Genomic DNA, 15,533 nt, shown 5'->3' on the forward strand with positions numbered 1-15,533 from the left:
ATCAAACTCTCCATAAAAGTGTTTGATATAGCTCACTGTCACAAACGTGACGTTTTTTAAAACATTGACGAGATATCATGTATCTCATTTATTTCGCTTGGCTTTTTGTTCAGTTTTCAAAGAACTTATGTCTTAACGACAACTTAATCAACTTTACACCATATCACCTTATAAGTCAATAGTGTTTTTTGTTTGTCACTGTGTTTGTTTTGTTGTGTTTCCTTAGCGACAAAAATTATTATATCAATATATTTATTAGAATGCAATAGTTATTTTAAAAAAATTTAATAGAGTATATCGGCTATATAGAGAGAAGACTGTGTACTTAAATTAATAATTTCCTCTGAGTTCTCCAACTTAACCATCGGCTGAGTTAATTGCTGTTGATTAATAAAGATGATCTCACCTATTTCTCCATTGTTAAGTCGAGCCGTTATTCCAATTAAATATCTTAATAATTCTTTGGTTAATGCTTGAATGACACTTGGTTGAAATTTCCCAAATTGCTCTTGATTTAAAGCTTCAATAACTTTGAAAGGGGATTGTTTTGTGCGGTAATATCTTTCGGATACCATCGCATGATAAACATCAGCTACTGCTACCATTTGACTGAATGCATGTATTTTTTTAGCCTGAACTCCCATTGGATAACCTGAACCATCTTCTCGTTCATGATGTTGAAGAACTGCTAACAAGACAGCATCGGTCACACCTTTTAATCCCTTTAGCATATTATAACTAGTAATCGGATGTTTTTTTATTTCCTCATACTCTATTTGTAATAGAGGGCCATTTTTTGTAATTAATTGATTGGGAAGTTTGGACATACCAGCATCAGACATTAGTCCAGCTATTCCAACTTGAATCCATTCAGCTTTTGAGAAGTGTAAACTTTTTGCTATAAGAGCAGAAAGAATTCCAACAAATACAGCATGGTGATATAAATAGTTTTCCTTTGTAGTATAATGGTGCAGCTTTAAAATATCTCCCTGATGGTCCATCGCTTTTTCTAATAACGGTAAATACATCTTTCGTAATTCTGCGATATCTACAGTTAATCCTGATTGCCATCCTTGAAAATATTTTTTATACGTTTGTACAGCTGAAAGATACATGTCTATAAAAGGATCTTCTTTTTTTTCTCGTGCCGTTTGTATATCTTCCTCTATTATTTCTTGAGGAGTAAATCTCTCACCAGTTACTAATTTATTCTCTACATCAACAACATCAACTAAAAATCGATTTATCACTTCTAGCAATTCAGCGTTCAGCACCGTATTTTTTTTCATAAACGGTTGGTTTGTTAGTAAAAATAGATCACTGGCAAGTATACATCCTTCTTGTAGCTGATTCCTCTTAACTTTCATAGTGTCCCCTCTATTTCCCAATACTGTAATTCTATTATACGTTACTTTCATCAGGTAAATAAAGGGTTTTTTCAGAAACTCACTGACTTTCGTAGGACTTAAAAACTATAATGCAATACAATATGAGTATCTTTTATACTAGATAATTAATAACCTATAGTCTGTGAATACTCGCTAATAAAATAAAAGGCCCTTCTCAATAAGGATTGAGAAAGACCTTTTACCTTTATTATATTGTTGCTTAGAGAAGCACATAACCTCTTTACTCGTTATTGTCCTCTGCTTCTACTTCATGTTCTACTGCTGAAGTTTCTTCGTTGCTATCCGTATCAGATTCGGTGTTCTCTTCTACTCCTTCACCGTCTTCTGGCTCTTCAATATCTTCATCATCAATATCTACGCGAGCTACCGTTGCTACTTCACCATCGTCACCTACACGGATTAGAGTTACACCTTGTGTATTCCTTCCCATTTGTGAAATTTCACTTACATGTAGACGAATAATGACTCCAGCTGTTGTAATAATCATGAGATCATGATCATTAGAAACAACCGTTAATGAAACGACTGGTCCATTTTTATCTGTGATGTTACATGTTTTTATACCTTTACCACCACGGTGTTGAATACGGTAATCATCAATAGTTGTTCGCTTACCATAACCATTTTCGGTAACAATTAATACATCGTGGTCCGATTCAATAATATCCATTCCGACTACACGGTCATCTTCTGATAAAGTGATTCCTTTAACACCTGTAGCTGTTCGGCCCATTAAACGAACGTCATCTTCGTGGAAGCGAATGGCTAAACCGCTCTTCGTTCCAATGATGATTTCTTGATTACCATCTGTTAAACGTACCCCTAACAATTCATCTTCTTCACGTAAATTAATTGCAAACAAACCGCCTCTACGAATATTCGCAAAGTAAGATAACGGTGATCGTTTACATATTCCTTCTTTCGTCATAAAGAAAAGATTGTGTTTATCATCAAATTCTTCTATTGGAATAACCGTACTAATGTACTCGTCTTTCTCAATTTGTAATAGATTGATAATCGGAATTCCTTTTGCTGTTCTTCCTAGCTCAGGAATTTCATACCCTTTTAGACGATAAACCTTCCCTTTATTTGTGAAAAAGAGAATCGTATGATGTGAATTTGTCGTAAATAGATGTTGAACAAAGTCATCATTATTCGTACCCATTCCTTGAATTCCCTTCCCACCGCGTTTTTGGCTACGGTAAGTAGAAATCGGCAAACGTTTAATATAGCCATTATGAGTTAATGTAATGACGATATTTTGACGAGGAATTAAGTCTTCATCTTCAAATGATTCTTCGCCAATGGAGATAATCGTACGACGTTCATCATTAAATTTTTCTCTAACTTCTACTAGTTCTTCACGGATGATTTCTAATACTTTTTCTCCATCCGCTAAAATAGCTCTTAATTCTGCGATACGTTGAACAAGTTCAGCATACTCAGCCTCAATCTTATCGCGCTCTAATCCTGTTAAACGTTGTAATCGCATATCAAGGATCGCTTGAGCTTGTTCATAACTTAATTCAAATCGCTCCATCAATCCATTTCTTGCAATCTCAGTCGTTTGTGAACTACGAATTAATGAAATGATTTCATCAATATGATCTAACGCAATACGTAATCCTTCAAGGATATGAGCTCTTGCCTCTGCTTTTCTTAACTCAAACGCTGTACGGCGACGAATGACAACTTTTTGGTGCTCTAAGTAATGGAATAAGCACTCTTTTAGGTTCAACACTTTAGGTTGCCCGTCTACTAGTGCTAATAAGTTAATTCCATAACTTGTCTGAAGTGCCGTTTGCTTAAACAAATTATTTAGTAACACATTGGCATTCGCATCGCGACGAACTTCAATCACAATTCGCATACCTGTACGATCGGACTCATCGCGTAGATCTGTAATGCCATCAATTTTTTTATCTCGTACAAGTTCTGCAATCTTTTCGATAAGCTTTGCTTTATTCACTTGGTAAGGAATCTCTGTAACTATAATTCGCTGCTTACCATTTTGCATTTCTTCAATATGAGACTTGGCTCTTAGGGTAATAGAGCCTCTACCTGTTTGATAGGCTTTTCGAATTCCTGAAATCCCAACAATTTCTGCTCCAGTCGGGAAATCTGGACCAGGTATAAATTCCATTAATTCAGCAACACTAATTTCAGGATTCTGGCTTAACTCCAAAACACCATCAATGACTTCACCTAATTGATGAGGTGGAATATTCGTTGCCATCCCTACAGCAATACCTGAAGTACCATTGACTAAAAGATTTGGAAAACGTGATGGTAACACAATCGGTTCTCTCTCTGAACCATCGTAGTTATCTTGGTAATCAATTGTATCCTTGTTAATGTCGCGGATAAGCTCCATCGAAATTTTCGACATTCTAGCTTCTGTATAACGCATAGCAGCTGCTGCATCACCATCGATCGATCCAAAGTTACCATGCCCATCAATAAGCATGTAGCGATAACTAAAATTCTGCGCCATACGTACCATTGTTTCATAAACCGCAGAGTCGCCGTGAGGATGGTACTTACCAATAACCTCACCGACGATACGAGCTGATTTCTTATAGGCTTTATCAGATGTCATACCAAGCTCATTCATAGCAAATAAAATTCGTCTATGAACAGGCTTTAATCCATCTCGAACATCAGGTAACGCACGGCTAACAATAACACTCATTGCGTAATCTAAGAAAGATGATTTCATCTCTTGGCTAATATTTATTTCTTTAACTCTTGAACGGTCCTGTTCTTCCATTTAGAAACCTCCAATATCTCCGTTTCGAGCAAGGTTTAATATTATATATCTAAATTCTTAACATATTGAGCATTTTCTTGGATGAAATCTCGTCGTGGCTCTACCTTGTCTCCCATCAAGATTTCAAATACTTCATCGGCTTTCATTGCATCTTCTAATGTTACTTGTAAGACAGTTCTTGTCGATGGATCCATCGTTGTCTCCCATAGTTGTTCAGGATTCATTTCCCCTAAACCTTTATAACGCTGAATACCTGGTTTTGATTTATCAGGGATCTCGCTTAAAATCGCATCTAGTTCTTTATCATTGTATGCATATTGTATATCACGACCTTGCTGTACTTTGTATAGCGGTGGTTGCGCAATATAAATATAGCCTTTTTCAATAATCGGCCGCATATAACGATAGAAAAACGTTAAAATTAAAGTACGAATATGGGCACCATCAACATCGGCATCTGTCATAATAATAATCTTATGATAACGTGCCTTTTCAATATTAAAATCGTCACCAATTCCGGTACCGAGCGCCGTAATGATCGCACGAATTTCATTATTTGCTAGTATTTTATCAAGTCGAGCTTTTTCAACATTAATAATTTTTCCGCGCAGTGGCAAAATGGCTTGGAAGTGACGATCACGACCTTGTTTTGCTGATCCTCCCGCAGAGTCACCCTCAACAATATAAATTTCACTAATTGTAGCATCTTTAGAAGAACAGTCAGCTAGTTTTCCAGGTAATGAACTTACCTCTAATGCACTTTTTCTTCTTGTAAGCTCTCTCGCTTTTTTGGCCGCTTCACGTGCTCTTGAAGCCATTAAGCCTTTTTCAACAATTTTTTTAGCGACTGTCGGATTTTCTGATAGGAAACGGGCAAAGTGCTCAGAAAATAGTGAATCAGTAATGGTTCTGGCTTCACTGTTTCCTAACTTTGTCTTCGTTTGACCTTCAAATTGTGGATCAGGGATTTTGACTGAAATAATCGCAGTTAATCCTTCACGTACATCTTCACCCGTTAAGTTGGGATCATTTTCTTTAAATAAACTTTGTTTTCTGGCATAGTCATTAATTACACGAGTAAGTCCGGTTTTAAACCCAGATTCATGGGTACCTCCTTCATGTGTACTAATGTTATTAGCAAAAGAATAAATGTTACTTGTATAACCATCATTATACTGAACAGCAATTTCAACATTTAATCCATCTTTTTCCCCTTCAATGAAAATCGGCTCTTGATGAAGCGTTTCTTTCGTTCGATTTAAATGTTCTACAAACGAAGCAATTCCACCCTCATAGTGGAATTTTGCAGACTTCCCTTCAGGACGATTGTCCGTAATTTCAATCGTTAAGCCACGATTTAAAAAGGCTAGCTCACGAACTCTAGTCGCTAACGTATCATACTCATAAACTGTTGTTTCTCTAAATATCTCTGAATCTGGTTTGAAATGAACTTTTGTTCCATGAACTTCAGTCTCACCAATTACTTGGAGATCTCCTTGTGGAACACCACGTTCAAATCTTAGGTGGTGTACCTTACCCTCACGAGAAACGGTTACCTCTAACCATGACGAAAGAGCATTTACAACAGAAGCACCTACACCGTGCAATCCACCAGAGACTTTATAACCGCCGCCGCCAAACTTCCCACCGGCATGGAGTACTGTCATGATAACTTCAACTGCAGGTCTTCCCATCTTCTCATGTATACCAACAGGAATACCACGCCCGTTATCTACTACCGTTATACTATTGTCGTCTTCAATCGAGATTGAAATCGTGTCACAATAGCCAGCCATTGCTTCATCAATACTATTATCAACGATTTCCCATACTAAATGGTGTAAGCCTCGTACACTGGTAGAACCAATATACATTCCTGGACGTTTTCTAACAGCTTCTAAACCTTCTAACACCTGTATTTGACTTTCGTCGTATGAATGTTGTTCAATCGTCAATCTCTTCACCTTCACTTCTTTCAGTGGTTACCACTGTTCAATTTTATGTCGTCAATTTAGAAAAGCGTAAGCGGCCGTTCAGCAGCGCTCCGCTAGATATCACCAATACTTCTTATCTTTAAGCGCTGTTAAAGAGTATTGTTGATTTAATTTTAGGCTATTTTCATACGATGAGCCCAAAATCAACGGATATCAACAGGATAATCTAACACGACTTATCTTTTTAAAAAAGCTATTCAGTATAACTTTCAAGCTCAGACACTACATGGGATCTTCGTTTTAATGTCACAGAAGAAATAGGAGAATAATATACCTTTTCTTTCGTAATTACAATTGACTTAATAATTTCTTCTGAAATCTGGACAACATAATTTGCTTTTAAATGAGCATTTATAAACTCTTTTGTTATTCCTGATGACTCTTTCATATCACTATTTAATATAGCTACAACATCTTTGGAGCGAATAACCGTATCTCCACCTAAATGAATAAACAAAAGACCACCTCAGTTCTTTTTCTCAACCTGACCTTGATTTACAAAGTACGTCGTCGCTTGCTTTAAAGTTTGATGATCAATTCCGTCTACGCTTGTCGTTGTAACAAATGTTTGGACTTTTCCTTGGATTGTATTTAGTAGGTGCGATTGCCGGTAATCATCTAATTCTGAAAGAACATCATCCAGTAGAAGAATAGGATACTCACCCACTTTGGAATGGATTAGTTCGATCTCTGCTAACTTTACCGATAAGGCAGTCGTTCGTTGTTGTCCTTGAGAACCGAATGTTTGAACATCCATGTCATTCACTAAGAATCCAATATCATCCCGATGTGGCCCAACAAGAGTTGTTCCCCTTTGAATTTCTCTTTCCTTTACTTTTTCAAATCCGTTGTAGAGTTCTTCTTCTATTTTCGACAATTCCATCTTTTCTGATACGTTAATAGATGGTTTATATTGGATTTTTAGCAACTCTTTTCCTCGACTAATCTCTTTATGGATAGCTTCTGCCCAATTCTGAAGTAACTCAATAAACTCAAATCGTTTGGCAATCACCTTAACGGCTTCTGCGACGAGCTGTGCTGTGATCACATCTAGCATCACTTTATTGCCTTTATTTTTTTGTAGTTCTTTCAGCAGGTGATTTCGTTGTTGAAGGATTTTTAGGTATTTACCTAAGTGAAAAAGATAAAGTGGGTTAATTTGACCAATTTCCATATCGATAAAGCGTCTCCTCACTTGAGGAGCACCTTTTACTAAATTTAAGTCTTCTGGGGCAAACATCACGACATTTGCTGCACCAATATATTCACTTAATTTTCGTTGTTCTAAACTATTTATTTTTACTTTTTTACCTTTTGAGGAAATAATAACTTCCAACGATAACGGACCATTCCGTCTTTGAAGCTTTCCATCTATCTTTGCAAACTCTTCGTTCCAATGAATCAATTCTTTATCACGAGCCGTTCGATGTGATTTGGCCATCGCAAGTACATAGATGGCTTCAATCAAATTCGTTTTTCCTTGAGCATTTTCACCAAGGATTACGTTTACTTGATCTTCAAATGTTAGGCTGACTTTTTCATAATTGCGGTAATTAGTTACCACGAGTTCTTTAATGTGCAAGGGTGATCCCCCTTATGATCCGTTCACTATCTTAAAAGTACCTACTGTTGTAATGGTAATTTGATCGTTTGGATATAATTTTTTTCCACGACGGTTTTCTAATTCATTATTCACAACAACTTCATGCTCGGATAAGAACCATTTAGCCATACCACCTGTATCAATGACACCAATTTCTTTAAGCAGTTGACCTAAAGTAATATATTCTGAATTAATTACTACTTCTTCTGGCATAGAGAACCCTCACTTTCAGTAATTTATAAAAAAGTAGAAAATGTTTGATTGTCCTATAAGCACAAAGATAAAACAGCAATTTATTCGGCAATTGCTGTTATTCATCCGTTACCTTTTTTTCATCGGTAATTAAGTTCTTATCTCTATTGTACTAAACTATTAGTAGAACGCCAATAGCTGTGCATTAACTTAGTAAAATCCCCTTATTTTAAGCCTTTCCTTTTGTTTGTAAAAAGCTGCAGGCCATTGGCGTGCAGCTGTAACTGATTAGTAAGTTCGCACCGGTGAAAATAAATGAAGTGCTAAATCATGTTCTGTTGGTCGAACAACAAACGGGCTCATAGCCCCTGTAAATACAATATGAATTTCATCACTGTCGACAACCTTTAGGGCATCAATAACATTTTTACCATTAAATGAAATTCTTAAATCTTCACCACTTAAGTCACTACTTTGAATTTTCTCAGTGACTTTTCCAATTTCAGGCGTAATGGATGTAATTTCAATTTCACCTTCTTCAAGTGTCTTTAAATTAATTACATTATTTTTCCCTTCTCTTGAAAGTAGTAATGCTCTCTCTAACGTTTGTAAAAACGGTTTTGTTTTAATTTTAAATTCCGTCTTTGAATGTGTCGGAATCATATTTTTAGTTACTGGATACTTCCCATCTAATAATCTCGAGAAAAACAGTAAATTATTTAAACGAAACAAAACTTGGCTTTCAGTAACAACTACATCGATTAGTTGGTCCGTCTCCTCTAAAACTTTACTTAATTCACTTAAGCTTTTCCCTGGAATAACAACATTTTCAAAATGCAGATCACTATTATTCGTTTCAATCTTCGCTTTTCTCATCGCTAGTCGATGACTATCTGTTGCAGTACAGGTCAACTGCTCGTTTTCTACTGTCAAGTTTACACCTGTCAACACTGGACGTGTTTCCTGAGTGGACACCGCGAACCCAGTTTGTCGAATAATGTTTTTTAATAAGTCTTGCGGCAGACGAAAAACATGATGTTCTTCTACTTGTGGTAAGCGCGGGTATTCTTCTGGATCAAGTCCGTTCAAATTAAAGACCGCCGAACCTGAACGTATTGTTGTCGCAAACTGATCTTGTACAGAGACCTCAATTTGACCTTCTGGTAACTTTTTTACGATTTCCGTAAAATACTTTGCTTGAAGTACAATACTTCCTTCTTCTAATACTTCTACTAGAACTTTGTCATTTTCTTCTGTCGGTATAAAGCTCTCAATTGAAATATCAGAATCACTACCTGTTAATGTTACACCTTCTTTTGTTGCAACAATTTTAATACCAGTAAGAATGGGAATTGTCGTTCGTGAAGAAACAGCTTTTGAAACATGTTGGACACTATGTACGAAACGATCTCTATTAATTACAAATTGCATTTTTAATCACCTTTAATTAATTATTTTTTATTTAAAAAAGTAATAGTAATAGTAATAGGCCTTGTGGATTTGTGGATAAGTGGGAAATAACCGAAAGATAAAGCCTATACACATGTGGATAATGTGTGCATAGGCTAGGTTGAGTTATTCACATAAATCACAAATTTAATTTCTAAGTTGTTCGACGATTTCTTGAACCTTTTGTTGCAACTCGTGATCGGTCGTTAACAATTTTGATATCTTTTCGTGAGCATGAATGACCGTTGTGTGGTCGCGCCCTCCAAACTCACTTCCGATTTTAGGTAAAGAAGCATCTGTCATTTCTCGAGATAAATACATGGCAATTTGACGTGGAAATGCGACCGATTTGGTTCGCTTTTTTGCTTTAAAATCATCTAACTTGACACTATAGTGTTCGCCAACGACTTTTTGAATATCAATGATTGTCAGCACTTTCGGTTTTGAATTCGGAATAATATCTTTTAGTGCATCTGCTGCTAGATCTGCATTCATATCTTGATTGATGAGCGACGAATAAGCAACAACGCGGATGAGAGCACCTTCTAATTCACGAATGTTCGTGTCAATTTGGTTAGCGATATATAACATAACTTCATTTGGAATATCTAAATTCTCAGCTTTCGCTTTCTTTCTTAGAATAGCAATTCTCGTTTCTAAATCAGGAGGAGTGATATCAGTTATTAAACCCCATTCAAATCGAGAACGTAACCGGTCTTCTAACGTTGGAATTTCTTTAGGTGGACGGTCGCTTGAAATTACTATTTGTTTACTTTCTTCATGTAAGGCGTTAAATGTATGGAAAAATTCTTCTTGTGTTTGTTCTTTTCCAGCTAAAAACTGAATATCATCTATTAATAGCACGTCCACATTTCGGTACTTATTACGAAAATGAACTGCTTTATTATCACGGATTGAATTAATAAACTCATTCGTGAATTTCTCTGATGATAAATAAACTACTTTTGCATTTGGATTATGATCGATAACATAGTGGCCGATCGCATGCATTAAGTGTGTCTTTCCCAGCCCAACTCCACCATAAATAAATAAGGGATTATAAGCTTTTGCTGGAGCTTCAGCAACGGCAAGTGATGCAGCATGAGCAAAACGATTTCCAGATCCAATAACAAAAGTATCGAATGTGTATTTTGGATTTAACATACTTTTAGGGATGTCACCGTTAGTTGGAAGCGGATCTTTCGGTAACTTTTTTACTTCTTGTTCAATTAAAAAGTCATCCTCTAATTGATTTTTGGGAATAATAAATTTCACACTTAAGTTAGAACCAGTAATATCTTCTAACGTTTCAGAAATAATACTTGAATACCGATTTTCTAACCAATCTCTTGCAAACTCATTTGGTGCTGTAATAATGATCGTATCACTTTCAATGTTGTTTGCTTTTGTAGCTTTCAACCAAGTTTCAAAGCTCGGTTTACTTACTTTTACTTCCATTGCAGCAAGAGCTCGGTCCCATAAGTCGTTTATGTTTTCCAATTATTGCTCCCTCCTTTTCTTAGGGATTCTAATATTCCGTACTAAAAAATAATTAAATAAAAACTTGGCTTATATCCAAGTTTTTATAGGATAGTAGCTTTCTTCTACCTTTCTGTACAATGATTGTATAATGCAATTTTTTATAAATGTATAAGTATGCAATACACACAATATGTGGAGAAATGTATAATATAGTAGAAAAGCGTCGTAATATAAATTATAAACAATGTGTGGACAAGCTTACAAACAGTCTTTTATAACTGTCCACAGGTTTATGCACAGGTTGTGGATAAAAAGAATATGAAAGGAAACTATCCACGGGTGAAAACAAATATATAATAGCAAAAAATGATAGGTGTTGCAACGCTTTTATTGATTTATCCACAGAATACTATCCCTTGTGTTTAGTTTTTGTCCACAATACTAGATGGTGTGTATATGTTGTAGATAATCTTGAGGAAAAGTCAGATGCTGTCGATAAATGTTATCCACAGTCGAAAGGTGGGAATACTTCCGAGGTTTTGTCTATTGATCGAAGAAGATGGTTATTCTAAAATCATTAAGCTTTCTATTATGAAGGCTATTTTATTTTCAAGATCTTCATGTTGTACGTGAAGAGCAAAGCATTCGCTTGGCTAACGGTTCAAGAGCTAATAGCAGCAATCTTTATAAGAAAAGAGTCATTATGAAAGATTTAACAACAAGACAAATCAAAAGGTATACTTGACAATTGGTCGGTTCGTTCCTTATAATTTACAAGAATGTCTATGTTGAGTATATCCTCAGGGAGGTGTTATAGATGGGAAAACCAACGTTTCAACCAAATAACCGAAAACGTAAGAAAGTTCACGGCTTCCGTGCACGTATGAGCACACCAAGCGGTCGTAAAGTTTTAGCTCGTCGTCGTCGTAAAGGAAGAAAAGTATTATCTGCATAGGCCACTGGAATCTTCAGTGGTCTTTTTCACTAAAAAAGACGTTAAGATATTGTTCTATCAGTAGTAGAATAATTAATCATAATTAGGATCGTTGGGGGTAACGGATGAAGAAAGCTTTTCGAATTAAGAAAAATGAAGAGTTCTCTATAGTATTTAATAAAGGAAAATCCGTTGCTAACCGTCAATTTGTCTTGTATGCACTTCATAAAGAAGGACAAACTCATTTTCGAATCGGCTTATCGGTTAGTAAACGAATTGGTAACGCGGTAATGCGTAACCGAATAAAAAGAGTCATACGTGAATGGTTCAACCAGTATGAAGATCAGTTAATGCAAGATAAGGACTATGTGGTTATTGCGAGAAAACCGACAGCAGATATGGATTTTTTTGAGATGGAAAAAAGTTTAGTCCATGTTTCTAAAAAAGCTGGGGTATTTTTAAAAGATCGTATACATAGTGAAAAACAGGCGGTGCCTAACCGTAAAAATAAAAGTAGATTTGGTGAATGACAAGGAGGAAATATAGGTGTCAAGAAAGCTTGGTTTAACCTTGTTGCTTATCAGTATGCTTGTGCTTCTTACAGGGTGTTTTAACCTAGAAGAACCAATCAACGCTGAAAGTACTGGTGTTTGGGATCGCTACCTTGTATATCCATTATCTTGGTTAATCATCTATTTTGCAGACTTTTTTAATGATAGTTTTGGTTTGGCTATTATAACAGTAACTATCTTAATACGAACAGTACTTCTACCATTAATGATAAAACAAACTAAGAGTGCAAAGGCGATGCAAGCGATACAGCCAGAAATGCAAAAACTACGTGAAAAATATAGTGCAAAAGATCAAAAAACACAGCAAAAGCTTCAACAAGAAACGATGAAAATGTTCCAGGAAAAAGGAGTTAATCCTTTAGCGGGATGTTTACCTTTATTTATTCAAATGCCAATATTACTTGCATTTTATCATGCAATAATGCGTACTGAAGAAATTGGCCATCAGCAATTCTTGTGGTTCTATCTTGATGTTCCTGATCCAATTTTACTTCCGTTGATTGCTGGTATTACGACGTTTATCCAGCAAAAAATGATGATGGTAACGGACAATCCGCAAATGAAAATCTTACTTTACATGATGCCAATCATGATTTTCGTCTTTGCGATGTTTTTCCCAGCAGCGTTAACATTGTACTGGGTAGTAGGTAACTTATTTATGATTATACAAACCTACTTTATTACAGGTCCTAATGTAGGAAAAAAAGAAGATGAACCAGCAAGTGCAGGAGGAAAGAAAAAGTGAAAAAAGTGACTGCATCTGGAAAAACGATTGAAGAAGCGATTGAAAAAGCATTAGTAGAACTAAATACAACGAGAGAAGAAGTAGAGGTTCAAGTGGTAGAGGAACCTCAAAAAGGATTTTTTGGACTTTTCGGTGGAAAACCTGCAGTGGTTGAAGTTGAATTAAAACCCGATTCCGTACAAGAAGCTATGGAGTTTCTCAACGTCTTATTTGTAAAAATGGGGGTTGAAGTTGATATTGTTGTAAAGGCAGAAAATAGAGAAACTATTTTTGATTTACAAGGTGAGCATATCGGTACACTGATTGGAAGAAGAGGACAAACGTTGGATTCGCTTCAATATTTAGTGAATTTAGTGGCTAATCGCAATTCTGATGGCTTTTTACGTATTCGTTTAGATGCAGAAAACTACCGGGAGCGCAGAAAGCAGTCGTTAGAGCAGTTAGCCGAACGACTAGCAAAAAAGGCAATCCAAACGAAAAAAACGGTCAAATTAGAGCCTATGCAAGCTCATGAACGTAAAATCATTCACACTGTACTTCAAAATAGTAAGGGGATCGCAACATATTCTGAAGGGCAAGAGCCGAAACGATATATTGTAATCAACCCGAAATAAATTAATAAGAGTTCGTTATCTATAAAGTGGCTGTGCATCTCAAAGTTGAGGTGTGCAGCTTCTTTTTTACGTTAAGGAAAGCATAAATTACCAGCAAAGAAGTTCATTGATATAGTGGACAATTTTAGGAACGAAGTATAGTGCAACTACGCTCTACCTTCGGCTAAAGGCTCGTCAATCGTCGAGTGATGGAAATAAACTATCCACATGTGGATAGTTTTTCTTCTGACAATATAGGTTAAAATATAATGAAGGTTGTTGATATCTTTTTTTGGACGGGAATATGTGGTATTCTATTTTTTTAGGGAAGTATGTTCGAACGAATATATAATGAAAGTTATTTTATTATAAAAACGAACGTCAGAATTGAGGTGACACAATGGAGTTCGATACAATTGCTGCAATATCGACGCCAATGGGAGAGGGAGCGATTGCAATCGTGAGACTTTCTGGTGACGATGCGATACAAATTGCAGACAAAGTATATAAAGGAAAACAACGGCTAGGAGAAGTAGAAAGTCATACAATCCAATATGGATATATTATTGATCCTCAAACGGAAAATAAAGTAGAGGAAGTCATGGTGTCTGTTTTAAGAGGTCCAAGAACCTTTACCCGTGAAAATATTGTAGAAATAAATTGCCACGGTGGATTAGTGTCAGTTAATCGTGTACTGCAACTCGTGTTAAATGAAGGTGCCCGACTAGCGGAACCGGGTGAATTTACTAAGCGAGCTTTTTTAAATGGAAGAATTGACTTGTCTCAGGCAGAAGGTGTTATTGACTTGATACGGGCCAAAACTGACCGTGCTATGAATGTTGCTTTAGGCCAGTTAGATGGTCGGCTTTCAAAGAAGATTAGAACATTACGACAAGCATTATTAGAAACGGTAGCACACGTTGAAGTTAATATTGATTATCCAGAGTATGATGCTGAAGAAATGACAAACAATCTTCTACTTGAAAAAGCTCAATTTGTGTACCGGGAAATAGAAAAGTTATTAGAAACAGCTGCACAAGGGAAAATCTTAAGAGAAGGTTTAGCTACCGCGATTATAGGACGCCCAAACGTAGGTAAATCTTCATTATTAAACAGCTTAGTTCATGAAAACAAAGCGATTGTTACTGATATTCCAGGTACGACAAGAGATGTCATTGAAGAATATGTTAATGTAAGAGGTGTTCCTTTACGGTTAATTGATACGGCAGGAATACGTGAAACTGAAGATATTGTAGAAAAAATTGGTGTTGAGAGGTCTAGACAAGCATTAAAAGCAGCCCAACTAATTTTATTAGTACTTAATTATAGTGAAGAATTATCAAAAGAAGACGAAGCTTTAATGGAAGCTATAGATAATATGGACGCCATTATTATCGTTAATAAAACAGATTTAGAACAAAAAATTGATCTAGGCCGTGTGAAAGAACTCGCAAAAGACCGATCGATTGTAACGACATCCTTACTGCGAGACGAAGGTGTCGATGAGCTAGAGGAAGCAATTAAAGAGCTGTTTTTTGTAGCAGGTATTGAAGGAGAAGATGTAACCTATGTTTCAAATTCAAGACATATTGCTCTTCTTACCCAAGCTAAAAAATCAGTTCAAGAAGCCATTCATGCCATTGAAAATGGAATGCCGGTAGATATGGTACAAATAGATATTACTAGAACGTGGGAATTACTAGGTGAAATTATTGGTGATAGTGTTCACGAAAGCTTAATTGATCAACTGTTTTCTCAATTTTGTCTAGGTAAATAAGTAAAAGGAGCTG

Annotated in this window: 13 protein-coding genes; 5 read left to right on the forward strand and 8 right to left on the reverse strand. The window is 36.0% G+C overall.

Annotated features, from left to right (window positions below; translation table 11 throughout):
- Positions 1-284: 284 nt before the first annotated feature.
- The 8 genes from ACNSTQ_RS00005 to dnaA form a co-directional block, all read right to left on the reverse strand.
- Positions 285-1,367 carry an HD-GYP domain-containing protein gene (locus tag ACNSTQ_RS00005; protein ID WP_418197815.1) on the reverse strand — a complete coding sequence of 361 codons (1,083 nt, stop codon included), beginning with the start codon at positions 1,365-1,367 and terminating at the stop codon, positions 285-287.
- Positions 1,368-1,629: 262 nt separating this feature from the next.
- A complete protein-coding gene (gene gyrA / locus ACNSTQ_RS00010) occupies positions 1,630-4,179 on the reverse strand; it encodes a DNA gyrase subunit A (protein ID WP_418197816.1) in 2,550 nt (849 codons plus the stop codon).
- Positions 4,180-4,220: 41 nt separating this feature from the next.
- Entirely contained in the window at positions 4,221-6,134 is a 1,914-nt protein-coding gene (gene gyrB / locus ACNSTQ_RS00015) for a DNA topoisomerase (ATP-hydrolyzing) subunit B (RefSeq protein WP_418197817.1), read from the reverse strand.
- A 232-nt stretch (positions 6,135-6,366) separates the two neighbouring features.
- Positions 6,367-6,630 (reverse strand): extracellular matrix regulator RemB, encoded by a 264-nt coding sequence (gene remB, locus ACNSTQ_RS00020; protein ID WP_418197818.1) that lies wholly within the window; start codon positions 6,628-6,630, stop codon positions 6,367-6,369.
- Positions 6,631-6,639: 9 nt separating this feature from the next.
- Positions 6,640-7,755: a DNA replication/repair protein RecF gene (recF, locus tag ACNSTQ_RS00025; protein WP_418197819.1), complete on the reverse strand. Its 1,116-nt coding sequence runs from the start codon at positions 7,753-7,755 to the stop codon at positions 6,640-6,642.
- Between the two features lie 12 nt (positions 7,756-7,767).
- Positions 7,768-7,989: a S4 domain-containing protein YaaA gene (gene yaaA, locus ACNSTQ_RS00030; protein WP_418197820.1), complete on the reverse strand. Its 222-nt coding sequence runs from the start codon at positions 7,987-7,989 to the stop codon at positions 7,768-7,770.
- Positions 7,990-8,256: 267 nt separating this feature from the next.
- Complete coding sequence (gene dnaN / locus ACNSTQ_RS00035; protein WP_418197821.1) at positions 8,257-9,399, reverse strand: DNA polymerase III subunit beta; 1,143 nt, start codon at positions 9,397-9,399, stop codon at positions 8,257-8,259.
- Positions 9,400-9,564: 165 nt separating this feature from the next.
- The gene (dnaA, locus tag ACNSTQ_RS00040) at positions 9,565-10,917 is read right to left on the reverse strand and encodes a chromosomal replication initiator protein DnaA (protein ID WP_418197822.1); all 1,353 of its coding nucleotides are present in this window, start codon (positions 10,915-10,917) and stop codon (positions 9,565-9,567) included.
- Positions 10,918-11,716: 799 nt separating this feature from the next.
- Here dnaA and rpmH point away from each other — a divergent pair.
- From rpmH to mnmE, 5 genes are all read left to right on the forward strand, one after another.
- A complete protein-coding gene (gene rpmH, locus ACNSTQ_RS00045) occupies positions 11,717-11,854 on the forward strand; it encodes a 50S ribosomal protein L34 (protein ID WP_075385134.1) in 138 nt (45 codons plus the stop codon).
- A gap of 104 nt (positions 11,855-11,958) precedes the next feature.
- Positions 11,959-12,363 carry a ribonuclease P protein component gene (gene rnpA / locus ACNSTQ_RS00050; RefSeq protein ID WP_418197823.1) on the forward strand — a complete coding sequence of 135 codons (405 nt, stop codon included), beginning with the start codon at positions 11,959-11,961 and terminating at the stop codon, positions 12,361-12,363.
- 16 nt (positions 12,364-12,379) lie between these two features.
- The gene (spoIIIJ, locus tag ACNSTQ_RS00055; RefSeq protein WP_418197824.1) at positions 12,380-13,150 is read left to right on the forward strand and encodes a YidC family membrane integrase SpoIIIJ; all 771 of its coding nucleotides are present in this window, start codon (positions 12,380-12,382) and stop codon (positions 13,148-13,150) included.
- A complete protein-coding gene (jag, locus tag ACNSTQ_RS00060; RefSeq protein WP_418197825.1) occupies positions 13,147-13,764 on the forward strand; it encodes an RNA-binding cell elongation regulator Jag/EloR in 618 nt (205 codons plus the stop codon). Before spoIIIJ ends, jag begins: the two co-directional genes overlap by 4 nt.
- Before the next feature lie 379 nt (positions 13,765-14,143).
- Positions 14,144-15,520, forward strand: a complete 1,377-nt coding sequence (mnmE, locus tag ACNSTQ_RS00065; protein ID WP_418197826.1) for a tRNA uridine-5-carboxymethylaminomethyl(34) synthesis GTPase MnmE — start codon at positions 14,144-14,146, stop codon at positions 15,518-15,520.
- Positions 15,521-15,533: the final 13 nt, after the last annotated feature.

Source organism: Alkalihalobacterium sp. APHAB7 (assembly GCF_048323755.1).
In the GTDB taxonomy this organism is placed as follows: Bacteria; Bacillota; Bacilli; order Bacillales; family Bacillaceae_F; genus Alkalihalobacterium.